Raw genomic sequence first — 20,646 nt, 5'->3', positions numbered from 1 at the left:
GGGAGCGGGCCTGCCCGCGAACACGGGCGCAGCCCGTGCCAGCCACCGTGGTGCCTGCTTCGCGGGCACGCCCGCTCCCACAAGGATCGCATGGGATCAGCGGCTTTCATACAAGCATGCGGCCATGTGCTATCGTTGCGCCGATATCGGAAAGGGCCTCAAGAGATTCCCCACATGAACGTGGCCGCAAGGCGGATGACGAGCTGTGCGCTTTCGCTATTGCTGGCCGCCCTGTTTCTTGCCTCAGGTCCGGCCCAGGCAGACCCAGGCATGACTGCTGCCCAGGCGCAACAACGGGCCAAGGCCGTCACCCAGGTGGTGCTGGGCATTTTCAGCTACGCACGCTGGCCCGTCGAACCTTTGCCCTTGCGCCTGTGCCTGGTCGGCCCGACCGAATACGCCGATGACCTGATCAAAGGGCATGTGCAGGAGTCCGGCCGAGCGCTGCAGGTGCGTCGGCTGCTGGCAGGCGATAGCCAGGTCGCCCAGGCCTGCGACGCCATCTACATCGGCAAACTCGACCAGGGCCAGCGCGACCGGCTGTTCGAGCGCGTCAGTGGCCACCCGGTGCTGAGCATCAGCGAGGCAGACGACCCGTGCACGGTAGGCAGCCTGTTCTGCTTGCGGGTCAGCGACCAGCAGGTAGCCTTTGAAGTCAACCTCGACTCGGTGGCACGCTCTGGTGTGCGCATCCACCCCAGCGTGCTGCAATTGTCGCGGCGCCGGGCAGGTCAGCCATGAAGCCGAGCGGCAAGCGTGGCATGCGCCCGACCCTGCGTTCGGTGCTGGGCCGTGGCCACCTCAGCGTCGCCTTGCTCGCCGTGGGCCTGGCAGGTGTTTCCCTGACCCTGCTGGGCGTGCTCGCCCTGCGTGTTTACGCCAACCACAACCTGCAGCTGATCGCCCGCTCGATCAGCTACACCGTGGAAGCGGCGGTGGTGTTTGATGACAGCGCTGCGGCCAATGAGTCGCTGGCGCTGATCGCCAGTGCCGAGGAAGTGGCCGAAGCCAGGGTCTTCAACCACGAAGGCGAGCAACTGGCGCATTGGCAGCGCAGCGATACCGGCGTGCTCGGGGGGCTCGAGGCGCAGGTTGCCACCGCCTTGCTGGATGAGCCGGTCAACCTGCCGATCACGCACCAGCAACAGCAGGTCGGGCGCATCGAACTGGTCGGCCAGGGGCGAAGCCTGTTGCTGTTCCTGCTCAGTGGGCTGGCCGGCATTCTGTTCTGCACGGTGCTCAGCGCATTGGCTGCCCAATACCTGTCGCGGCGTTTGCTCAGCGATATCGTTCGCCCGCTGCGGGGCCTCGCCAATGTCGCCCATGCCGCCCGCCGCGAGCGCAGTTTCGACCGGCGCGTGCCGGAAGCGCCGATTGCCGAACTCAACGAACTGGGCAATGACTTCAATGCCCTGTTGGATGAGCTGGAGGTTTGGCACAGCCACCTGCAGAACGAAAACCAGACCCTGGCCCACCAGGCCAGCCACGACAGCCTGACCGGCCTGCCCAACCGTGCCTTCTTCGAGGGGCGCCTGAGCCGCAGCGTGCGCAATGCCGAACGGCAGCAGGAGCACCTGGCGCTGCTGTTCCTCGACAGCGACCACTTCAAGCAGATCAACGACACCCTCGGCCATGCGGCGGGCGATGAAGTGCTGATCAGCGTCGCCGACCGCGTGCGTGCCCAATTGCGCGAGCACGACCTGGTGGCGCGCCTGGGCGGTGACGAGTTCGCCGTGCTGCTGACGCCTTTGCATTCGCGCCAGGACGCCGAGGACATTGCCGAGAAGATCGTTGCCAGCATGAAACTGCCGCTGCAGCTGGACAGTGGCCGCAGTATCGCTACCTCGTTGAGTGTCGGTATTGCCTATTACCCCGATGACGGCGCTGACCCCGCCAGCCTTCTGAATGCCGCCGATGCGGCGATGTACCAGGCCAAGCGCAAACGCCGTGGCCATTGGCAAGTGGCGCAGACGGAACGGTCCGCCAGCGAAATCAAGAACAGGAGTTGAACCCGTGATACAGGCTTTGCGTTTTCCTCTTTGGGCCTTGCTGCTCGCCGTGCTGGCGCTGACCGGCTGCCAGAGCGCTCCGCCCAAAGGCCTGAGTGCCGAACAGATTGCCGTGCTCAAGCGTGAAGGCTTTACCCCGACTGACGAAGGCTGGGCCTACGACTTGTCTGGCAAGGTGCTGTTCGGCAGCGACCTGGACAGCCTCAACAGCCAGAGCCAGGCGATTGTCGAGCGTATTGGCAAGGCACTGCTTGGCGTTGGCATAGAGGGCGTGCGGGTGGACGGGCATGCCGACTCGTCGGGCAAGGCGGCGTATAACCAGCAGTTGTCCGAGCGCCGGGCGCAGAGCGTGGCCAAGGCGCTGGTCGAGGTGGGCATGCAGGCGCAGAACATCCAGTCCCGTGGCCTTGGCAGTAGCCAGCCGGTGGCGGACAACCGTACCAGCGCCGGGCGTACCGAGAACCGGCGCGTGTCCATCGTGGTGGCTTCCTACTGACCACGGCCTCCCGAACGGGCTTTCCCGCGAAGCAGACAACTCGGTGCCTGGCACCGGCTGCGCCGGTGTTCGCGGGCACGCCCGCTCCCACAGGTACTGTGCTGGATTCGAGATTACGCTGTACCTGTGGGAGCTGGCTTGCCTGCGATGGGCTGCGCAGCAGCCCCATCATTCCTGAGCAAAGCGCATCTCCCGCGTCTCACCCATCAGCAACGGCGCATTCGCCTCCGTCACCCCGCGAATGTAATCCCACAACAAAGTGATCCGCTTCAACTTCCTCAAATCCTCCCGGCAATACATCCAGAACTGCCGCGTCACCTCGATCTCTTGCGGTAACACCGTCACCAGCCGCGGGTCCTGCGCCGCCAGGAAGCACGGCAGGATCGCCAGCCCGCGCCCCTGCAACGCTGCCGTGTACTGCGCAATCACGCTGGTACTGCGCAAATGCGCGCTGGCGCTGGGGATCAGGTTGGCCAGGTACAGCAGCTCCGAACTGAACGCCAGGTCGTCCACGTAGCTGATGAACGGATGCCTGGCCAGGTCCGCGATCTGGCGGATCGGTGCGTGGCTGTCCAGGTAGTCCTGGGTTGCGTACAGCCGCAAGCGGTAGTCACACAGCTTGCAGCACACATAAGGCCCATGCTCTGGCCGCTCAAGGGCAATGACGATGTCCGCCTCGCGCTTGGACAGGCTGATGAAGTGCGGCAGCGGCAGGATATCCACCGAGATTGCCGGGTAGGCATCGACAAAGTGGCTTAGCTGCGGGGTGACGAAGAAGCTGCCGAAGCCTTCGGTGCAGCCCATGCGCACATGCCCCGACAACGCCACGCCCGAGCCGGACACCTGCTCGCAAGCCATGTGCAGCGTGCTCTCGATCGACTCGGCATAGCCCAGCAGGCGCTGGCCCTCGGCGGTGAGTACAAAGCCGTTGGTCCGGGACTTCTCGAACAGCAAGGTGCCCAGTGCCCCCTCCAGCGAGCTGATGCGCCGCGACACGGTGGTGTAGTCCACACTCAGGCGTTTGGCGGCGCTGCTGGCCTTGCGGGTACGCGCCACTTCAAGGAAGAACTTCAGGTCGTCCCAGTTGAGTGCGCTCAGGGATGTGAGGTCTTTTTGCATGATGATCCGGTTTTTTTGTGCGTTCTTGTTGGATGTTTGCACATCTATACTCGAAACAAGCCTCTGGACGCTACCTCGCGTTTGCCCGGCAATGGCGATCTCGTCCCGACAATAATTCCAAGGAGAACGCAGATGAACGCACCGCAATCCCCTGCCCAGACCAAAATCGAACAGGTCAAGCTGCTGATCGACGGCCAATGGGTCGAATCCAGGACCACCGAATGGCGCGACATCGTCAACCCGGCCACCCAAGAGGTGCTGGCGCGCGTACCGTTCGCCACCGTCGAAGAAGTCGACGCGGCCGTGGCCGCTGCCCACCGCGCCTTCCAGACCTGGCGCAACACCCCGATCGGCGCGCGCATGCGCATCATGCTCAAGCTGCAGGCGTTGATCCGCGAGCACACCAAACGCATCGCCCAGGTGCTCAGTGCCGAGCAGGGCAAGACCCTGGCCGACGCCGAAGGCGATATCTTCCGCGGCCTGGAAGTGGTCGAGCATGCCGCCTCCATCGGCACCCTGCAGATGGGCGAATTCGCCGAGAACGTTGCCGGCGGCGTCGATACCTACACCCTGCGCCAGCCGATCGGCGTGTGCGCCGGCATCACCCCGTTCAACTTCCCGGCGATGATTCCGCTGTGGATGTTCCCCATGGCCATCGTCTGCGGTAACACCTTCGTACTCAAGCCGTCCGAGCAGGACCCGCTGTCGACCATGCTGCTGGTCGAGCTGGCACTGGAGGCCGGCGTACCGGCTGGCGTGCTCAACGTGGTGCACGGCGGCAAGCAGGTGGTGGATGCCATTTGCACCCACCAGGATATCAAGGCGATTTCCTTCGTCGGTTCCACCGAAGTGGGCACCCACGTGTACAACCTGGGTAGCCAGCACGGCAAGCGCGTGCAGTCGATGATGGGCGCCAAGAACCATGCGGTGGTGCTGCCCGATGCCAACCGCACGCAAACCGTCAACGCCTTGGTCGGTGCCGCCTTCGGCGCGGCAGGCCAGCGCTGCATGGCGACCTCGGTGGCGGTGCTGGTCGGCAAGGCCCGCGAATGGCTGCCGGACATCAAGGAAGCGGCCAGCAAGCTCAAGGTCAGTGCCGGTTGCGAGCCAGGCACCGATGTCGGCCCGGTGGTTTCCAAGCGCGCCAAGGAGCGTGTGCTGGGGCTGATCGAAAGCGGTATCAAGGAAGGCGCCAAGCTGGAACTCGACGGCCGCGACGTCAGCGTGCCGGGCTACGAGCAAGGCAACTTCGTCGGCCCGACCCTGTTCTCGGGGGTGAAGACCGACATGCAGATCTACACCCAGGAAATTTTCGGCCCAGTGCTGGTGACCCTGGAAGTCGATACTCTCGACGAGGCCATCGCCCTGGTCAACGCCAACCCGTTCGGCAACGGCACCGGCCTGTTCACCCAGAGCGGCGCGGCAGCCCGCAAGTTCCAGAGCGAAATCGACGTGGGCCAGGTCGGCATCAATATCCCGATCCCGGTACCGGTACCGTTCTTCAGCTTCACCGGTTCGCGTGGCTCCAAGCTCGGCGACCTCGGCCCGTACGGCAAGCAAGTGGTGCAGTTCTACACTCAGACCAAGACCGTCACGGCCCGTTGGTTCGATGACGACAGCGTCAACGACGGTGTGAACACCACCATCAGCCTGCGCTAAGGAGACAGTCATGCGTATCGCATTCATCGGCCTCGGCAACATGGGCGCCCCCATGGCTCGCAACCTGATCAAGGCCGGGCACCAACTTAACCTGTTCGACCTGAACAAGGCCGTGCTGGCCGAACTGGCAGAACTGGGCGGGCAGATCAGCCCTTCGCCAAAGGTCGCGGCGGCCGACAGTGAGCTGGTGATCACCATGCTGCCGGCGGCTGCCCATGTGCGCAGCGTGTACCTGAACGAGGACGGTGTGCTGGCCGGCATTCGCCCGGGCACGCCGACCGTGGATTGCAGCACCATCGACCCGCAGACTGCGCGTGATGTGTCCAAGGCCGCAGCGGCCAAGGGCGTGGACATGGGCGATGCGCCGGTGTCCGGTGGCACCGGCGGCGCGGCGGCAGGTACCCTGACCTTCATGGTCGGTGCCAGCGCCGAGCTGTTCGCCACCCTCAAGCCGGTATTGGAACAGATGGGCCGCAACATCGTGCACTGCGGTGAAGTCGGCACCGGTCAGATCGCCAAGATCTGCAACAACCTGCTACTGGGCATCTCGATGATCGGCGTGTCCGAGGCCATGGCCCTGGGCAATGCGCTGGGCATCGACACCAAGGTGCTGGCCGGCATCATCAACAGTTCGACCGGGCGTTGCTGGAGCTCGGACACCTACAACCCATGGCCGGGCGTCATCGAGACTGCGCCGGCATCGCGTGGCTATACCGGTGGTTTTGGCGCCGAGTTGATGCTCAAGGACCTAGGGCTGGCCACCGAGGCTGCGCGCCAGGCGCATCAGCCGGTAATCCTGGGTGCCGTGGCCCAGCAGCTGTATCAGGCCATGAGCCTGCGTGGCGAGGGTGGCAAGGACTTCTCGGCCATCGTCGAGAGTTATCGCAAGAAGGATTGACGCAAGAGGTGGGCTTCATCGCGGGCCAGGTGGCTTTCCCTCTGTAACTGCGCACCAGATGGAAGGGCGCCTGATCCGCGATTTTTTTTGTTCGCGATTCAGCAGGCAGCCTACGACCCTGTGGGAGCGGGCATGCCCGCGAACACCGGCAAAGCCGGTGCCATCCACCGTGTTGCCTGCTTCGCGGGCGCGCCCGCTCCCACAGAGAGGGGGTGTAAGCCTTGATCAGGCGAAAACGAAGTACTTGCGCACCGTCTCGACCACTTCCCAGGTGCCTTTCATCCCCGGCTCGATCACGAACACATCACCCGCTTTCAGGTGCTTCGGCTCTTCGCCTTCCGGGGTGATGATGCAGTAGCCATCGAGGAAGTGGCAGAACTCCCACTTCTCGTAGTTGACCTCGAACTTGCCCGGGGTGCAAATCCAGGTGCCCATGATCTTGCTGCCGTCGGCCGACAGGTAAGCGTTGAGGTTGACGGTGTGCGGATCGCCGCCGATGCGCTTCCACTTGGTGGCGTCCACGACCGGCGTCGGGCAGGTTTCGCGCAGGACGGTGATGAAATCGGACATGGCACAACTCCTGGTGACTGGCTGAATGACTCGTCACCATAGGGCCATTGGCCGAGCCGCAGTTGCCTGGGTTCGACGTCCAGCTGTCTGGTCGCGCTATGCCAGGCGGTTGACCTCGACGGTGATGTGCGCCAGTTCTTCGTGTACGCCCATGGCCTGGCGCACGCTGTCGGCGCTGAGCTCGGCCCGGGCGGCCAGGCCGAGAATGCAGGCGTACTGGTCCTTGCCCACGCGCCAAACGTGCAGGTCGGTAATGCTGGCCGGCACCGGCAGCTGCGCGACCACCTCGCGGATTTCCTCCACTACCGGCGCATCCATCTCCGCATCCAGCAGCACTCGCCCGGTATCGCGCAACAGCCCGCGGGCCCACAGCGCTACCAGCAGCGCACCGACCAGGCCCATGACCGGGTCGAGCCAGCCGGCGCCCCAGTATTTGCCAGCCAGCAATGCGACAATCGCCAGCACCGAGGTGGCGGCATCGGCCATCACATGCAGATAGGCCGAGCGCAGGTTCAGGTCGTGGTGATGGTGGTCATGGCCATGGTGGTGATGATCATGATGGTGATGGTCATCACGCAGCAGCCAGGCGCAGATCAGGTTGACGGCCAGGCCCACGGCGGCGATGAAGATCGCCTCGTCGTAGTGGATCGGCCCTGGTGCCAGCAGGCGCTCCACCGACTGGAAGGCCATCAGCCCGGCCACGCCCAGCAACAGCAGGGCGCTGGAGTAGCCGCCAAGAATCTCGATCTTCCAGGTGCCGAAGGCAAAACGCCGGTCGCCGGTATAACGCCGCGCGGCGGCGTAGGCCAGCAGCGACAGGCCCAGGGCCAGGGCATGTGAGCTCATGTGCCAGCCGTCGGCCAGCAACGCCATGGAATTGAAGAACCAGCCACCGGTAATTTCCGCCACCATCATCACCGCGGTCAGCCACACCGCCAGGCGGGTCTTGCGCTCGGCGCCCAGGTTGCTGGTATGGAACTGGTGGCTGTGCTGCCAGCGGTCTGAGGTTTGTGTCGCCATGGTTTATCATGCTCCCGGAACGTCGAGAAATATACTATACCCCAGTATACCTAGAAAGGTGTGAAACCCAATGGCACATACCCTGAAGAGCAAGAAGCAGCTGCTGACCCGGGTGCGCAAGATCAAAGGCCAGGCCGCCGCCCTGGAGACAGCGCTGGAGCAGGACAAGGACTGCTTGGCGATCCTGCAGCAAATTGCCGCCGTGCGCGGCGCGGTGAACGGGCTGATGGCCGAAGTGATGGAAGGGCATATCCGCGAACACCTGGTGGCGGACGGGCTGACTGCCGAGGAGCGGCAGGACGAGGCGGACAAGGTGGCGACGTTGCTGCGGTCGTACCTTAAGTAGCAGACCGGTGGTTCCGATACCCCAGGGGGTATTGGTACCCGATGGGACTTGCTGATTTCCTACGTGTCAGAAGGCATGTTCTTGCTTTGCCATCCAGTCTGTCCGCTGGTCGCGACACGTGTGCATAGTGTGTAGTGCGCTTTGTTCTGGCCAATTCGGTGTGTATGATACACATCGACTGCCGAGGAAGAATGAATGCGCAGTCGTGAAGTTATCCAGCTTATTGAAGCCGACGGTTGGTACCAGGTTGATGTGAAAGGTAGTCATCACCAGTTCAGGCACCCGACAAAAAGGGGGCGAGTCACGGTTCCTCATCCCAGGAGTGAGCTCCCCCAAGGGCACAGTACGCAGCATCTTGAAGCAGGCTGGCTTGGTTCAAGCCAGCGGCACTGCCAGCACGAGCATCAACGGAGGTAGTCAATGAAATTCCCGGTCGTATTGCACAAAGACGCCGACTCGGACTACGGCGTGACCGTTCCTGATGTGCCCGGTTGCTTCAGCGCCGGTGCCACTGTTGCAAAAGCACTGGAGAATGTTCAGGAAGCGCTGGCACTACATTTTGAAGGGTTGGTCGCAGATAACGAGGCATTGCCGCAGGCACAGGAAGTCGACATCCATGTGGCGAACCCTGACTATGAAGGTGGGGTCTGGGCCGTTGTGGATTTTGATGTCACCCCGTATCTGGGCAAGGCGGTTCGCTTCAATGCAACGCTGCCGGAAAACCTGCTTCAACGAATCGACGAAAAAGTGAAGCGTGATCATCGCTATGCGTCCCGCTCCGGTTTTCTGGCTTCGGCTGCACTGCGAGAGTTGGCGCTTTCACACTGATCGGTGCGCACGCTTTCACTATGCCCACCAATACCGCACAAAGTGGAAGAACACCGGCGCGGCAAAGCACACCGAATCCATGCGGTCGAGCATGCCGCCGTGGCCCTCGATCATGTGCCCCCAGTCCTTCACCCCGCGGTCGCGCTTGATCGCCGACATCACTAGCCCGCCGAAGAAGCCCATTGCGTTGACCGCCAACGCCATGAGTGCGGCCTGCCAGAAGGTGAAGGGGGTGATCCAGCACAGCAGTGCGCCGACCAGGGTGGCCAGTGCCACCCCGCCGGCCAGGCCTTCGACGGTCTTGGATGGCGACAGGTTGGGCGCGACCTTGTGCTTGCCGAACAGCTTGCCGCACACGTACTGCAACACGTCGCTGATCTGCACCACCAGGATCAGCCAGGCGATCAGCAGCAGGTTGCGGCCCTCGTAACCCGGGATATCCAGGGTCATCAATGCCGGCACCGATGACACGCAGTACACCGCGATCATCAGCCCCCACTGTACCTTCGAGGCGCGTTCGAGAAAGCGCGTGGTGTCGCCGCCGAAGCTGGCCAGGATCGGCAGCAACAGGAACAGGTACACCGGGATGAAGATGCTGAACAGCCCGTACCAGTCCATGGCGATCAGCACGTACTGCACCGGCAGCGCCACATAGAACGCCGCCACCAGCGCCGGGTAGTCGCTGCGCCGGGTCGGGGTGAGAGTCATGAATTCGCGCAGGGCGTAGAACGATACGCCGTAGAACAGCACGATTACGCCGTACTTGCCGAACAGGAAGGCGATGCCGATCACCAGCACCATCACCCACCAGGCGTTGATGCGGGCGTTGAGGTTGTCGATCACCGCGTGCGGGGCGGGGCCGGCGCGCCACTTGAGCAGGCGGCCGATCACGCTGGCGAGTAGCAGCAGGGCACCGATGCCGGCAAACAGGGAAAGGGTGTTGTCGTCCATCTCAGGCATCCTTGGGGGCCAGGTTCAGCAGGGCCTGGCTGGCCCGCTCGAGGAAGGCTTGCTTGTTTTCATCCGGCTGCAGGTGCAGCGGTTCGCCAAAGCTCAATGTGCACAGCAACGGCAATGGCAGGGCGCGGCCCTTGGGCATCACCCGGTTCAGGTTGGCGATCCACACCGGCACCAGTTCGACCTCGGGGTTGGCTGCTGCCAGGTGGTACAGCCCGCTCCGGAAGGGCATCAGCGGCTCGTCGCCGAGGTTGCGGGTACCCTCCGGGAAGAAGATCAGCGAGTCGCCTTGGGCCACGGCTTCGAGGATCGGCTGCAATGGGCTGCCCTGGCCGGCGCTGTGCTGCCGGTTGATCAGCACACCATTGAAGACCTTGCGGATAAGAAAATCGCGAATGCCCGGCCTGGCCCAGTAATCGGCACCGGCTACCGGACGGGTACGCTTGCGCAGCGGCTGCGGCAGCGAGGCCCACAACAGTACGAAGTCGCCATGGCTGCTGTGGTTGGCGAAGTACAGGCGCTGCACCGGTAGCGGCGTGCAGCCCAGCCACAGGGCGCGGGCGCCGGTGATCAGGCGGGCGGCGGAGGTGATGAGGTAGGCGGTCAGGTTGGCGAGCATGGATCGGTAGTCATCCCTTCAAAGGCAGTGTCAGCAGGGTAGCCAGGGCCAGCGACAGTTGCAGGCCCAGGCACACTGCCTGGCGGCGCAACAGGGCCAGCGCGGCCTGGCTGCGTGCAGGCCAGGCGCGGGAGTCGGTGGCCTGCGGTTTGAGTTTCAGCTCGAACAGAACGTGGTCCAGGGCCTGGGTATCCGTCGCCAGGTCGTGGCTGGCGGCCAGGCGGGCGAACAGTTCGGCATCCAGGGCTACGCGGATGGCCCAGTACTTGTGCAGCACGCCCAGTACCAGCAGCACAATGCACAGCAGGCTGGCCAGCGGTTGCAGCTGGGCACCCAGCAAGGGCGCCAGGCCGTAGGCCAGGGCCAGCAGGGTGAGGCCGTCCGACAGGCGTGCCAGTTGCTCGCCACGGCCCAGCAGGCTGGCCACCACGTGCAGGTTCATGGTTGCGCCCCCAGCTGTTGCACGGCCTGGCGGTGCGTGCTGTGCAGGACTACGCCTGGGCGGGCCTTGCGGATCAGCGCTTCGGCCTGACGAGCATCACTGCAGCGGCCCGTGAGCACCAGCCAGGCGGCCACGGCGCTGGCGCTGCGCGAATAGCCCAGGGCGCAGCAGACCAGCACCGGGCCCTGGGAGCGCAGGCGTTCGATGGTTACGGCGGCCTGGTGCAGCAATGGGCTTTCCGGGGCGATCAGGTCCAGGGTGGGAAAACATGCGTAGCCAACGGCGGACGCGACCTGTGTAGGAGCGGCCTTGTGTCGCGAAAGGGCTGCGCTGTCCTGAACATGACACGGTAGCTCTGCACACAAATCGACCACCGCAGCGAACCGCGCGCCACGCCCTGGAACCCGCCCGAGGTAGACGCCATCACACACTTCATCCGCCTGCGGATGCCGCCAGGTCCACAGCCGTGAATTGATCCACGCCCCCACCAGGTACGGCGCCAGCAGCCAGCTGGCTGCCTTCGACAAGCGCCCATCAGCGCCTTTCTGAAACCCGCCTGCACCGAGCACGGCATAGTTCAGCGCCACCAACGCCAGCGACACGGCTGGCCAGGCCAACCACAGCCAGGCCCCGCCCAGCGTGATGGCAGGCACTGCGCACAGCAACCCACCCATTGTATAAACCAACGCCAACCGCCAACGCTTGGCATCCCGCGCAAAGCGCGCCTGCTGCCAGGGCAGCGGCCCTTGATGTGGCCACAACCAGATGCAGGCAAACCCGGCCAGTGCTCCTGTGGGAACGTCCACGAAATGGTGCTGCCAGGTGGTCAGCACCGACACCCCGATCAGTGCCATCCAGCCATGCATCAGCCAACGCCAGGGCTGGCGCTGTACGTGCCGGGCAAACATCGTCCAGATGATCACCAGCAGGGCGATATGCAGCGAAGGCGCCTGGTTGAAAGGCTTGTCGAAGCCCATCAGTACATCGAACATCCAGCCGAATACCCCGCCCAGTTCCGGTCGTTCGAAGGTGAAGCGCAGTGGCCAGAGCAGGAAGCAACTGACGCTGATCAGCTGTGCGGTCAGCAGCGCCAGCGCGTGCCGGTCCATCTCCTGGCGCGTGCGCGGCAGCAGGAAGGAAAAGCCGTAGAGCAGGTCGATCGACCAGTACGGGATGATCGTCCACGGCCACAACGGCATGCGGCTTTCCCAGCCGAACACCAGGCTGCCGACATCACCGCGCCCGGCGGTATGGTTGTTCGCCAGCCCGTAGCTGAGGAAAAACAGCGGCCCCAGCAATAGCAGCCAGAACACGCCCCGGCGAATCAGCCCGGGCTCGCGCGATGGGTTCATTCAGCGCACCCGTTGTGCCAGGCTGACGCTGAAAATGCCCCATTCATCGATGCGCTGGGCCAGCTTGCGGAACCCTGCGGCTTCCACCAGCTGGTCCATCTCGGCCTGGCTGCGGCGGCGCATTACCCAGGCCTCGCCGCCGCGGTGACTGGTGAGGGCGCGGGCGATCATCTCCAGTTGCGGGTGCCACGGCTGGCCGGTGTAGACCAGGTAACCGCCATCCTCCAGCGCGTCGGCCAGGCCGGCCAACGAGTTGCCTACCAGCTGGTTGCTGGCGAACAGTTCATACAGGCCGGAGACCACAGCCAAGGTAGGCGGTTGCTCCAGCGTGGCCAGGCTCTGGCGGTCGAAGGCATCGCCCTGGACGAAGCGGGCGATATCAGCCAGGCCTTTTTCCGCGATCAGCGCGCTGCCTTGCTGCACGTTCAGCTCGCTGTAGTCGCGCAGCAGGATCGAGTCTGGCAGTTGCTCCAGCTCTTGCAGGGCTTCGAGGATGTAGCGGCCATGGCCGGCAGCGATATCGACGATGTGTACTGGCCGTTGCTGTTCGCGCAGTTGGGCGATGGCCAGGCGCAGCAGCTCTTCGACGTGCAGCTTGCGCTGGCGGATGCCACGCCAGCCGATGGCATCGAGATAGTTCCGGTCGACCAGGCGGCCGAGCTTGCCATTGCCGGTCGCCTGGTTGCGGTAGACGTAGTCGAGGGTACTGCCGGAATCGAAACCTGTGTCGAAACCCAGCTTGACGCCTTCGGACAACCCCTTGCCCAGGCGCAGCGCGGCACGAGTGGCGCGCCAGTAAAGGTCGCGGGGCGAGTTGCGCGGCAGCGGTGCGGCCAGGCTCTCGGCCTCGGCGCAGCTGGCGCCGGTCTTGTCGGCATCGAGCAGTGACGGCAATGCGGCGGGGCTGGCGAAGCAATGTTCGACGAACCGCTCGATGCGCCGCAGGGCATGGGCCCGATCACGCTCGCCAAGGGTGTCGTGGAAGAAGCCTGGCAGGATGTGCATTTCCTTGCGCGTACTGCCCAGGCGTTCGAAGAAGCGCTCCTGCGGCTGGCGTTCGACCACCAAGTCGGCACCGGACACCAGCAGTTGGATCGGCAGCTGGATAGCCTGGGCATCCGCCACCACGCGGTCGGCGGCTTCGTACAGGCCCAGCAGCATGGTCACCGAAATCGGTCGGCTGATCAGCGGATCGGCTACATACGACATGACCCGCTCAGGGTCGTGGGTGAGCAAGCGAGGTTTGACGTAGCTGTTGACGAAGAAATTGCCGCGCACGGCCTTCAGCAGCTTCAGGCCGGGGCGGGCGAACGGTACGTACAGCTTGACCTTGAACGCTGGCGAGGCCAGCACCAGGCAGCGCACCTTGGGTGCGTAGTCATGGGCCCAGGTGGCGACCAGCACGGCCCCGACGCTCTGTGCCAGCACCACCAGGTCCTGTTCGGCGATGCCGTGGCGGGCCTGGATATGCTCGATGAAGGTCTGCACATCGCGCACGCTGGTGGCGAACCCCGGGCTGTCGCCGCGCGCGCCCGGCGACTGGCCGTGGCCACGGGCATCCCAGGCGAAGAAGTCGTAGCCTGGCATGTCCAGTTCATCGGCCAGGTGGGCCATGCGCCCGCCATGTTCGTGGCCGCGGTGGAACATCACCACGGCCCGGCGTGGCTGGTGTTGGTTGCGGGTGGCAGGCCAGTGACGGTAGTGCAGCTCGACGCCGTCATGGGTGGAGAAGTGCTGCGTTTGCGCTTGGCGCATGGTCGACATCCTTTTACGACGGCAGTGGGCTCAGCGGGTTTCGGCCAGTCCCAAGCGAACCCGGTTGTAGAGGGTATAGAGCGAGAGTGCGAGGATGACCAGCAACAAGCCGTTGATCCAGGCACCGTTCAGCAGGCCGAAGGCGACACCGGTGCCCAGCACGCCGAAGGCGAAGGCCCGGTCGCTCTTGCCCATGGGCCCGTCGTAGCGCCGAGAGGCACCGGCCAGCGGGCCCATGACACCGGCGTATTCGCTGAAGGTGGCGCTGAGCACCACGAGTACGACCAAGGCTGGCGATACACCAGCCAGCAGCGCGAAGGGCAGGTACAGCGCGGCGTCGGCGATCACGTCGCACAGTTCGTTGAGGTAGGCGCCGAGGGTGGATTGCTGGCCGAATTCCCGGGCGAGCATGCCGTCGACGGCGTTCAGCGCCATGCGCAGCAGCATCCAGACCGGCACCAGGATGAACAACCAGGCGAGATGCGGGAGGGCGGCCAGCAGCAGGCCCAGCAGGACGGATAGCAGGGCTGCGGCGACGGTGACCTGATTGGCGGTGACGCCGCGGTCGTGGAGGCGCTGGACAGCAGGGCGGAGCAGGGCCTGGAAGCGCGGTTTGAGCTGGTAGATCGATGCCACGGGAAAATCCTTTTCGGTGGGGCGTTAGGGCGCCATTGTGTGCGAGCCTTCTTCGCGGGTAAACCCGCTTCCACAGGCATAGCGTCAATCCGAGAGATAGCGCAATACCCCGTGGGAGCGGGCTTGCCCGCGAACACGGGCGAAGCCCGTGCCATCCACCGCGGTGCCTGTTTCGCGGGCATGCCCGCTCCCACAGGTACAGCATCAACCCGAGAGATAGCGCATACCTTGTGGGAGCGGGTTTACCCGCGAACACGGGCGAAGCCCGTGCCATCCACCGCGTCAGCTGGTGAGGGTGGTTACCAACCCTGCGGCATACCCCGGCAATGCTGAAAAATCGCGTGCACACAACAGCAAGCGGCGATTGGCCCATGGTTCTGTGAGCGCTACCCAATGCAACGGCAACAGCCCCTGCCAACGCTTCACTGCAGCGAGGGGTACCACTCCAACCCCGGCCCCGCCGGCAACCATGCGGATCACCCCATCGAACCCCTCGGCCCGCACCCGAACCCGCATCCGCCGCCCTTCGCGCAGCGCCTGCTCTTCCAGGTACAACGCCAATGCACTACTGGCCCCCAGTCCGACGTAGCCATGGGCCAGGCTATCGATGAAGCTGGGTGCGATCTCGCTGGCCAACGGGTGGCGCAGCGGCGTTACCAGCACCAGCGGGTCGTCGCGAAACGGCCGGGTTTGCAGGTGCTCGCTGGGCGCGGCAGTGGAAACGATGCCCAGGTCCGCCATGCCTTGGGTAATAGACTGCACGATGCGCAGGCTCGGCAACTCCTGTACATCCACGCTGATTGCGGGGTTTTCAGCCAGGTAGCCTGCCAGCAGTTCCGGCAGGTACTCCGTGAGCGCAGCCGTGTTGCACAGCAGGCGCACCTGGCCCTGTTGCCCTTGTGCGTACTGGCCCAGGTCGAACTGCAGGCGCTCGACCTGCTGCGTGATCAGCCGGGCATGCTGCAGCAGTGCCTGGCCGGCCGGGGTCGGTTGCACACCACGGCGGTTGCGTTCCAGCAAAGGGATGCCCAGCGATGCTTCCATGGCGCGGATGCGCGCGCTGGCTGCTGCCAGCGACAGATGGCTGCGGCTGGCGCCGGCGGTGATGTTGCCGCACTCCAGGGTGTGCTGGAACAGCCTGAGGTCGATCAGGTCGAAATGCATGTGGCTCTGTCCTGGCAAGAGTCTGGCTGAGTATATGGCAGATTTTCAGCCCGGCTGGCACACGCCATCATCGGCCCATGGATACCTTGCTCGCTTTCTACCAGAATATTGGCCCAGCGCTGTCGCTGCTGGTGGTACTGACCTTCCTGCTGGCCGGCGCGGTGAAGGGGGTGATCGGCCTCGGCCTGCCGACCATTGCCATGGGGCTGCTGGGCCTGGCTATGCCACCGGCGCAGGCTGCGGCATTGCTGATCGTGCCTTCGACCCTGACCAATCTATGGCAGCTGGCCAGCGGCGGGCACCTGCGGCGGTTGCTGGCACGCTTGTGGCCAATGTTGGCCATGATCCTGGTCGGTACCTTGCTGGGCAGCGCCTGGCTGGGGATCAACAGCGGCCCTTGGGCCGTGCATGCACTGGGCGCGGCCTTGGTGGTGTATGCGCTGTACGGGTTGGTCGGCCCGGGCTTGTGCCTGGCGCCGGGGCGGGAGCGTTGGCTGGGGCCGCTTTGCGGGCTGGTTACGGGCGTGGTCACGGCGGCAACCGGGGTATTCGTGATACCGGCGGTGCCCTACCTGCAGAGCCTGGGTTTGAACCGGGAACAGATGATTCAGGCCCTGGGCCTGTCGTTCACGGTTTCGACCCTGGCCTTGGGCGTTGGCCTGGCCGGGCAGGATGCCTTGGGTGGCCAGGCACTGGGTGCTTCGCTGCTGATGCTGGCGCCGGCCTTGCTCGGCATGCTGGCTGGCCAGTGGCTGCGACAGCGCATCAGCGCGCTGCTGTTCAAACGGTGCTTCTTCATCGGCCTGGCCGCGCTCGGCGGCCATTTGCTGGTCAGCGGTTAGCGCTGGATGCGCTGAGCATGTCGATCATCTGGATGTCGAAATCGCGTTCCAGGTAGTCCATGCGTTTTTCGAAGAACGCGGTCATGTGTGGCAGGGCTGAATGCACATCCAGCGCGGCCTTGTCGGCCCACACCTCGAAGAATACGAACAGGCTCGGGTCCTGCTTGTCGCGCAGCATGTGGTACTCGATGCAGCCCGGCTCCTGGCGGCTTGGCTCGACGTAGGCGCGGAACAGGGTTTCGAACGCTTCAGCCATTTCCGGGCGGGTCTTGGCTTTGAGGATGAAGGCGTACTGCTCACTCATGGATCGCTACTCGGGTGATGGGAGGTGATGCGATTCTAATGCAATAATGGGTTGTTTATTCGTGACTTCAGATCAATTGTATTTTGCCCCTGCATGGCTGTATCCCGCGCCCGCGTGCTCTTAACCTGCCGGCCTGAATTTTCCGCGAGGCCCGCATGAAGAAGATCCTTTTGCTCAACGGTGGTAAACAGTTCGCTCACTCTGATGGTCGCCTCAACGCGACCTTGCATGAAGCGGCCATCGCCCATCTGGACCGGGCCGGTTTCGATGTGCGCCAAACTTTCATCGATGGCGGCTATGACGCCCGGGAAGAAGTGGATAAGTTCCTTTGGGCCGATGTGGTGATCTACCAGATGCCAGGCTGGTGGATGGGCGCGCCCTGGACCGTGAAGAAGTATGTCGACGAGGTGTTCACTGCTGGCCACGGCAGCCTGTATGCCAACGACGGCCGTACCCGTGCGGACCACTCGCAGAAGTACGGCAGCGGTGGTTTGGTGCACGGCAAGCAGTACATGCTTTCGCTGACCTGGAATGCACCGCAGCAGGCATTCGACGATCCGAGCGATTTCTTCGAAGGCAAGGGGGTGGATGCGGTGTACTTCCCGTTCCACAAGGCCAACCAGTTCCTCGGCATGACCGGGTTGCCGACTTTCCTGGCGGTGGATGTGATGAAGCGGCCGGATGTGCCGGCTGCTTTGGCGGCCTATGAGGCGCATCTGGACAAGGTATTTGGCAAGGCACAGTAAGGTTTTCTCTGTGCCGGCCTCTTCGTGGGCTTGCCCGCTCCCACAGGTACTCCACAGTCCTTGAAATCGGTGTGATCCCTGTGGGAGCGGGCAAGCCCGCGAAGAGGCCAACACCGGCACCGCTGGACTTGGCCTCGACAAGCGGCTATCTAATCCCTGCAGAGACCAACCACAGGCGCAGATGTGAAAACCCGATCCGAAGAACTCCAGGTATTCGTCGCCGTCATCGACTGCGGCTCGATTTCCGCGGCTGCCGAGCAGATGGGCCAGACCCCGTCCGCCGTCAGCCGTACCTTGTCGCGCCTGGAGGGCAAGCTGGGCACCACGCTGGTTAACCGTACCACCCGGCGCATGGACCTGACCGAGGAGGGCCGCTTCTTCCTCGAACGTGCGCGGTTGATCCTGGAGCAGATGGACGAGATGGAAGAGCGTCTGTCGATGAACCGGCAGACCCCCACCGGGCGCCTGCGCATCAATGCCGCCGCGCCGTTCATGCTGCATGCCATCCTGCCATGGATCGGCGAGTTCCGCCGCCAATACCCTGGCATCGAACTGGAACTCAATACCGACGACCTGATCATCGACCTGCTGGAGCAGAGCACCGATGTGGCGATCCGCATCGGCGAACTGGCCGACTCCAGCCTGCACGCGCGCAGTCTGGGATGCAGCCCGGTACAGGTGCTGGCCAGCCCGGCCTACCTCGAGCAGCACGGCACGCCGCAGCGGGTCGAGGACCTGGCCAACCACTGCCTGCTCGGCTTCAGCCAGCCCGAATCGCTCAACCACTGGCCTCTGCGCCATGCCCAAGGTGACCGCTGGAGCATCCGCCCGTCGCTGATCGCCTCCAGTGGCGAGACCTTGCGCCAGCTGGCGCTGGCCGGCGAGGGCATTGTCAGCCTGTCGCACTTCATGACCCATGAGGACATCCGCGCCGGGCGCCTGCAGGTGTTGCTGAGCGGGGCCAACAACGGCTACCGCCAGCCGATTCATGCGGTGTACTACCGCAACACCCAGCTGGCGCTGCGTATTCAGTGCTTCCTCGATTTCATCCAGCGCAAGTTGGCGATGTACGCCAGCTGAGTTGCCTGAATGCGACAGAGCCTGTCCACAGGCGGCGAAACTTCCTGCGTTTGATTGCACAGTCGGAACGCTTCGGCCTTACTGACTGATCAACAAAAACAACACCAAGGAAGTGTCATGCGTATTGTACCGTTCCAGTACCTGGCTCTTGCAGCCGCGATCCTGAGCTGTTCCTCGGTTCATGCCGCCAACCTTGAGGGTGGCGCAGTGGCCGCGCCTGATCAATATGGTGCACAGGTGGCCGCCGACATCCTCAAGAAAGGCGGTAATGCGGTGGATGCGGCAGTGGCCACTGCCTTCACCCTGGCGGTGACTTATCCCGAAGCTGGCAACATCGGCGGTGGCGGGTTCATGACCCTGTTCGTCGACGGCAAACCCTACTTCCTCGACTACCGCGAAGTCGCGCCCAAGGCCGCCACGCGGTCCATGTACCTGGACGAAAAGGGAGAGGTCATCGAGAATCTCAGCCTGGTTGGGGCGCGCGCAGCTGGCGTACCGGGCACGGTGATGGGCCTGTGGGAGGCGCACCAGAAGTTCGGCAAGCTGCCCTGGAGCGAACTGCTGACCCCGGCCATCGGCTATGCGAAAAACGGCTTCAAGGTGGCGGCGAAGCAGTACCAGTACCGCAACGATGCCCAGGGCATGTTCAAGACCGCGACCAACTTCAACGACTACTTCGGCAACATGAAGGTCGGCGAGCTGTTCAAGCAACCGGAAATGGCCCAGACCCTGGAGCGCATTGCCGACAAAGGCGTGAGCGAGTTCTACCAGGGCAAGACCGCCGACCTGCTGGTGGCGCAGATGCAGGCCGACAAGGGCCTGATCACCAAACAGGATCTCAAGGACTACCAGGCCGTATGGCGTGAGCCGATGGCCGTGAGCTGGCGTGGCAACGTGGTCTACACCGCGCCACCGCCAAGCTCTGGTGGCGTCGCCCTGGCCCAGCTGCTGGGCATCAAGGAAAACCGCGCGGCGGACTTCAAGGGTGTGGCGCACAACTCGGCGCAGTACATCCACCTGCTGGCCGAAATCGAGAAGCGCGTGTTCGCCGACCGCGCCGACTACCTCGGCGACCCGGGTTTCACCAACGTGCCGGTGGACCAGCTGGTGGCCAAGGATTACCTGGCCAAGCGCGCCGCGCAGGTCAACCCGAAGGCCATTTCCGCCACCGACCAGGTCAAGCCGGGCCTGGAACCGCACCAGACCACGCATTTTTCGATCGTCGACAAGCAGGGCAACGCGGTCAGCAACACCTACACCCTCAACCTTGATTACGGCAGTGGCGTGGTGGTGAAAGGCGCCGGCTTCCTGCTCAACGACGAGATGGACGATTTCAGCGCCAAGCCGGGGGCGGCGAATGCCTTTGGCGTGGTGGGTGGCGATGCCAACGCCATCGCGCCGGGCAAGCGCATGTTGTCGTCCATGAGCCCCAGCCTGATGACCCGCGATGGCAAGGTCGAGCTGGTCATAGGTACCCCGGGCGGCTCGCGGATCTTTACCTCGATCTTCCAGGTGATGAACAACCTGTACGATTACGGTATGCCGCTGGACAAGGCAGTGGCGGCGCAGCGCGTGCATCATCAGTTGCTGCCCAAGGACACCGTCTACTTCGACAGCTATGCGCCGCTGACCGGGCCGGTGGCCGATGAACTGAAGAAGATGGGTTATGTGCTGGAGGACCAGGGTTGGGAGATGGGTGACATCCAGGCGATCCGGGTGGACGGGACGAAGCTTGAGACCGCTTCGGATCCGCGTGGGCGTGGTGTGGGGATGATCGTCAAGTAAGCGGTTCGTCAGTGCCGGC

22 protein-coding genes and 1 pseudogene are annotated in these 20,646 nt (G+C 63.9%); 12 read left to right on the top strand and 11 right to left on the bottom strand.

The window, feature by feature from the left end; genetic code table 11:
• Nucleotides 1–174 precede the first annotated feature (174 nt).
• Genes CAF70_RS23440 through CAF70_RS23430 form a run of 3 tightly spaced genes read left to right on the top strand, consistent with a single transcriptional unit; the run spans nucleotide 175 to nucleotide 2,505 of the window.
• Entirely contained in the window at nucleotides 175–741 is a 567-nt protein-coding gene (locus CAF70_RS23440; RefSeq protein ID WP_085626786.1) for a YfiR family protein, read from the top strand.
• Nucleotides 738–2,009 (top strand): diguanylate cyclase domain-containing protein, encoded by a 1,272-nt coding sequence (locus tag CAF70_RS23435; RefSeq protein WP_085626788.1) that lies wholly within the window; start codon nucleotides 738–740, stop codon nucleotides 2,007–2,009. Before CAF70_RS23440 ends, CAF70_RS23435 begins: the two co-directional genes overlap by 4 nt.
• Before the next feature lie 4 nt (nucleotides 2,010–2,013).
• On the top strand, nucleotides 2,014–2,505 hold the full coding sequence (locus CAF70_RS23430; RefSeq protein ID WP_085626791.1) for an OmpA family protein: 492 nt from the start codon (nucleotides 2,014–2,016) through the stop codon (nucleotides 2,503–2,505).
• Between the two features lie 168 nt (nucleotides 2,506–2,673).
• Here the strand turns inward: CAF70_RS23430 and CAF70_RS23420 are convergent, their stop codons facing one another.
• Nucleotides 2,674–3,624, bottom strand: coding sequence for a LysR family transcriptional regulator (locus CAF70_RS23420; RefSeq protein WP_085626795.1), 951 nt, complete (start codon nucleotides 3,622–3,624; stop codon nucleotides 2,674–2,676).
• Nucleotides 3,625–3,756: 132 nt separating this feature from the next.
• Here CAF70_RS23420 and CAF70_RS23415 point away from each other — a divergent pair, with 132 nt between their 5' ends.
• Nucleotides 3,757–5,283 (top strand): CoA-acylating methylmalonate-semialdehyde dehydrogenase, encoded by a 1,527-nt coding sequence (locus CAF70_RS23415; protein WP_085626797.1) that lies wholly within the window; start codon nucleotides 3,757–3,759, stop codon nucleotides 5,281–5,283.
• A gap of 10 nt (nucleotides 5,284–5,293) precedes the next feature.
• Nucleotides 5,294–6,181: a 3-hydroxyisobutyrate dehydrogenase gene (gene mmsB / locus CAF70_RS23410; protein ID WP_085626799.1), complete on the top strand. Its 888-nt coding sequence runs from the start codon at nucleotides 5,294–5,296 to the stop codon at nucleotides 6,179–6,181.
• Nucleotides 6,182–6,406: 225 nt separating this feature from the next.
• Here mmsB and CAF70_RS23405 read toward each other — a convergent pair whose 3' ends face one another.
• Together CAF70_RS23405 and dmeF are read right to left on the bottom strand one after the other, a co-directional pair.
• Nucleotides 6,407–6,751, bottom strand: coding sequence for a cupin domain-containing protein (locus CAF70_RS23405; RefSeq protein ID WP_003258412.1), 345 nt, complete (start codon nucleotides 6,749–6,751; stop codon nucleotides 6,407–6,409).
• Nucleotides 6,752–6,847: 96 nt separating this feature from the next.
• Nucleotides 6,848–7,771 (bottom strand): CDF family Co(II)/Ni(II) efflux transporter DmeF, encoded by a 924-nt coding sequence (gene dmeF / locus CAF70_RS23400; protein ID WP_085626801.1) that lies wholly within the window; start codon nucleotides 7,769–7,771, stop codon nucleotides 6,848–6,850.
• 70 nt (nucleotides 7,772–7,841) lie between these two features.
• Here dmeF and CAF70_RS23395 point away from each other — a divergent pair, with 70 nt between their 5' ends.
• The 3 genes and pseudogenes from CAF70_RS23395 (at nucleotide 7,842) to CAF70_RS23385 (ending at nucleotide 8,945) form a co-directional block, all read left to right on the top strand.
• Nucleotides 7,842–8,117, top strand: coding sequence for a metal/formaldehyde-sensitive transcriptional repressor (locus CAF70_RS23395; protein WP_085626803.1), 276 nt, complete (start codon nucleotides 7,842–7,844; stop codon nucleotides 8,115–8,117).
• A gap of 195 nt (nucleotides 8,118–8,312) precedes the next feature.
• Nucleotides 8,313–8,541: pseudogene (locus CAF70_RS23390) on the top strand (type II toxin-antitoxin system HicA family toxin).
• Nucleotides 8,538–8,945 (top strand): type II toxin-antitoxin system HicB family antitoxin, encoded by a 408-nt coding sequence (locus CAF70_RS23385; protein WP_085626805.1) that lies wholly within the window; start codon nucleotides 8,538–8,540, stop codon nucleotides 8,943–8,945. Before CAF70_RS23390 ends, CAF70_RS23385 begins: the two are co-directional and overlap by 4 nt.
• Nucleotides 8,946–8,963: 18 nt before the next feature.
• Here the strand turns inward: CAF70_RS23385 and CAF70_RS23380 are convergent, their stop codons facing one another.
• The 7 genes from CAF70_RS23380 to CAF70_RS23350 all read right to left on the bottom strand — a co-directional run bounded on the left by CAF70_RS23380 (nucleotide 8,964) and on the right by CAF70_RS23350 (nucleotide 15,870).
• Nucleotides 8,964–9,896 carry a phosphatidate cytidylyltransferase gene (locus tag CAF70_RS23380; RefSeq protein WP_085626807.1) on the bottom strand — a complete coding sequence of 311 codons (933 nt, stop codon included), beginning with the start codon at nucleotides 9,894–9,896 and terminating at the stop codon, nucleotides 8,964–8,966.
• A gap of 1 nt (nucleotide 9,897) precedes the next feature.
• Nucleotides 9,898–10,521 (bottom strand): lysophospholipid acyltransferase family protein, encoded by a 624-nt coding sequence (locus CAF70_RS23375; protein ID WP_085626810.1) that lies wholly within the window; start codon nucleotides 10,519–10,521, stop codon nucleotides 9,898–9,900.
• A gap of 10 nt (nucleotides 10,522–10,531) precedes the next feature.
• Nucleotides 10,532–10,963, bottom strand: coding sequence for a hypothetical protein (locus CAF70_RS23370; RefSeq protein ID WP_085626812.1), 432 nt, complete (start codon nucleotides 10,961–10,963; stop codon nucleotides 10,532–10,534).
• Entirely contained in the window at nucleotides 10,960–12,315 is a 1,356-nt protein-coding gene (locus CAF70_RS23365) for a phosphatase PAP2/dual specificity phosphatase family protein (protein WP_085626814.1), read from the bottom strand. The genes CAF70_RS23370 and CAF70_RS23365 overlap by 4 nt, the downstream gene beginning before the upstream one ends.
• Complete coding sequence (locus tag CAF70_RS23360; RefSeq protein WP_085626816.1) at nucleotides 12,316–14,070, bottom strand: bifunctional alpha/beta hydrolase/class I SAM-dependent methyltransferase; 1,755 nt, start codon at nucleotides 14,068–14,070, stop codon at nucleotides 12,316–12,318.
• Between the two features lie 30 nt (nucleotides 14,071–14,100).
• On the bottom strand, nucleotides 14,101–14,706 hold the full coding sequence (locus CAF70_RS23355; RefSeq protein WP_085626818.1) for a CDP-alcohol phosphatidyltransferase family protein: 606 nt from the start codon (nucleotides 14,704–14,706) through the stop codon (nucleotides 14,101–14,103).
• A gap of 282 nt (nucleotides 14,707–14,988) precedes the next feature.
• Nucleotides 14,989–15,870 carry a LysR family transcriptional regulator gene (locus CAF70_RS23350; protein WP_085626820.1) on the bottom strand — a complete coding sequence of 294 codons (882 nt, stop codon included), beginning with the start codon at nucleotides 15,868–15,870 and terminating at the stop codon, nucleotides 14,989–14,991.
• 77 nt (nucleotides 15,871–15,947) lie between these two features.
• On the opposite strand from CAF70_RS23350, the gene CAF70_RS23345 reads away from it, so the two are divergent.
• Entirely contained in the window at nucleotides 15,948–16,712 is a 765-nt protein-coding gene (locus tag CAF70_RS23345; protein WP_085626822.1) for a sulfite exporter TauE/SafE family protein, read from the top strand.
• Here the strand turns inward: CAF70_RS23345 and CAF70_RS23340 are convergent.
• Nucleotides 16,702–17,016: a putative quinol monooxygenase gene (locus CAF70_RS23340; RefSeq protein WP_003258316.1), complete on the bottom strand. Its 315-nt coding sequence runs from the start codon at nucleotides 17,014–17,016 to the stop codon at nucleotides 16,702–16,704. The two genes, CAF70_RS23345 and CAF70_RS23340, sit on opposite strands and share 11 nt — an antisense overlap.
• Before the next feature lie 155 nt (nucleotides 17,017–17,171).
• Here CAF70_RS23340 and CAF70_RS23335 point away from each other — a divergent pair, with 155 nt between their 5' ends.
• From CAF70_RS23335 to ggt, 3 genes are all read left to right on the top strand, one after another.
• Nucleotides 17,172–17,762, top strand: a complete 591-nt coding sequence (locus CAF70_RS23335) for an NAD(P)H-dependent oxidoreductase (RefSeq protein ID WP_085626824.1) — start codon at nucleotides 17,172–17,174, stop codon at nucleotides 17,760–17,762.
• A gap of 183 nt (nucleotides 17,763–17,945) precedes the next feature.
• Nucleotides 17,946–18,842, top strand: coding sequence for a LysR family transcriptional regulator (locus tag CAF70_RS23325; protein WP_085626826.1), 897 nt, complete (start codon nucleotides 17,946–17,948; stop codon nucleotides 18,840–18,842).
• Between the two features lie 117 nt (nucleotides 18,843–18,959).
• A complete protein-coding gene (gene ggt, locus CAF70_RS23320) occupies nucleotides 18,960–20,627 on the top strand; it encodes a gamma-glutamyltransferase (RefSeq protein WP_085626828.1) in 1,668 nt (555 codons plus the stop codon).
• Nucleotides 20,628–20,646: the final 19 nt, after the last annotated feature.

The organism is Pseudomonas sp. B19(2017), from assembly GCF_002113165.1.
Classification (GTDB): Bacteria; Pseudomonadota; Gammaproteobacteria; order Pseudomonadales; family Pseudomonadaceae; genus Aquipseudomonas.
Note: the sequence above shows the minus strand (reverse complement) of the source record. Positions and strands in the feature narration are given on the sequence as shown.

Excerpts from the sequence above, each read along its gene's own strand:
- CAF70_RS23440 (WP_085626786.1), top strand. The coding sequence starts at position 175 with ATGAACGTGGCCGCAAGGCGGATGACGAGCTGTGCGCTTTCGCTATTG.
- CAF70_RS23435 (WP_085626788.1), top strand. The coding sequence starts at position 738 with ATGAAGCCGAGCGGCAAGCGTGGCATGCGCCCGACCCTGCGTTCGGTG.
- CAF70_RS23420 (WP_085626795.1), bottom strand. The coding sequence starts at position 3,624 with ATGCAAAAAGACCTCACATCCCTGAGCGCACTCAACTGGGACGACCTG.
- CAF70_RS23415 (WP_085626797.1), top strand. The coding sequence starts at position 3,757 with ATGAACGCACCGCAATCCCCTGCCCAGACCAAAATCGAACAGGTCAAG.
- mmsB (WP_085626799.1), top strand. The coding sequence starts at position 5,294 with ATGCGTATCGCATTCATCGGCCTCGGCAACATGGGCGCCCCCATGGCT.
- CAF70_RS23405 (WP_003258412.1), bottom strand. The coding sequence starts at position 6,751 with ATGTCCGATTTCATCACCGTCCTGCGCGAAACCTGCCCGACGCCGGTC.
- dmeF (WP_085626801.1), bottom strand. The coding sequence starts at position 7,771 with ATGGCGACACAAACCTCAGACCGCTGGCAGCACAGCCACCAGTTCCAT.
- CAF70_RS23395 (WP_085626803.1), top strand. The coding sequence starts at position 7,842 with ATGGCACATACCCTGAAGAGCAAGAAGCAGCTGCTGACCCGGGTGCGC.
- CAF70_RS23385 (WP_085626805.1), top strand. The coding sequence starts at position 8,538 with ATGAAATTCCCGGTCGTATTGCACAAAGACGCCGACTCGGACTACGGC.
- CAF70_RS23380 (WP_085626807.1), bottom strand. The coding sequence starts at position 9,896 with ATGGACGACAACACCCTTTCCCTGTTTGCCGGCATCGGTGCCCTGCTG.
- CAF70_RS23375 (WP_085626810.1), bottom strand. The coding sequence starts at position 10,521 with ATGCTCGCCAACCTGACCGCCTACCTCATCACCTCCGCCGCCCGCCTG.
- CAF70_RS23370 (WP_085626812.1), bottom strand. The coding sequence starts at position 10,963 with ATGAACCTGCACGTGGTGGCCAGCCTGCTGGGCCGTGGCGAGCAACTG.
- CAF70_RS23365 (WP_085626814.1), bottom strand. The coding sequence starts at position 12,315 with ATGAACCCATCGCGCGAGCCCGGGCTGATTCGCCGGGGCGTGTTCTGG.
- CAF70_RS23360 (WP_085626816.1), bottom strand. The coding sequence starts at position 14,070 with ATGCGCCAAGCGCAAACGCAGCACTTCTCCACCCATGACGGCGTCGAG.
- CAF70_RS23350 (WP_085626820.1), bottom strand. The coding sequence starts at position 15,870 with ATGCATTTCGACCTGATCGACCTCAGGCTGTTCCAGCACACCCTGGAG.
- CAF70_RS23345 (WP_085626822.1), top strand. The coding sequence starts at position 15,948 with ATGGATACCTTGCTCGCTTTCTACCAGAATATTGGCCCAGCGCTGTCG.
- CAF70_RS23340 (WP_003258316.1), bottom strand. The coding sequence starts at position 17,016 with ATGAGTGAGCAGTACGCCTTCATCCTCAAAGCCAAGACCCGCCCGGAA.
- CAF70_RS23335 (WP_085626824.1), top strand. The coding sequence starts at position 17,172 with ATGAAGAAGATCCTTTTGCTCAACGGTGGTAAACAGTTCGCTCACTCT.
- ggt (WP_085626828.1), top strand. The coding sequence starts at position 18,960 with ATGCGTATTGTACCGTTCCAGTACCTGGCTCTTGCAGCCGCGATCCTG.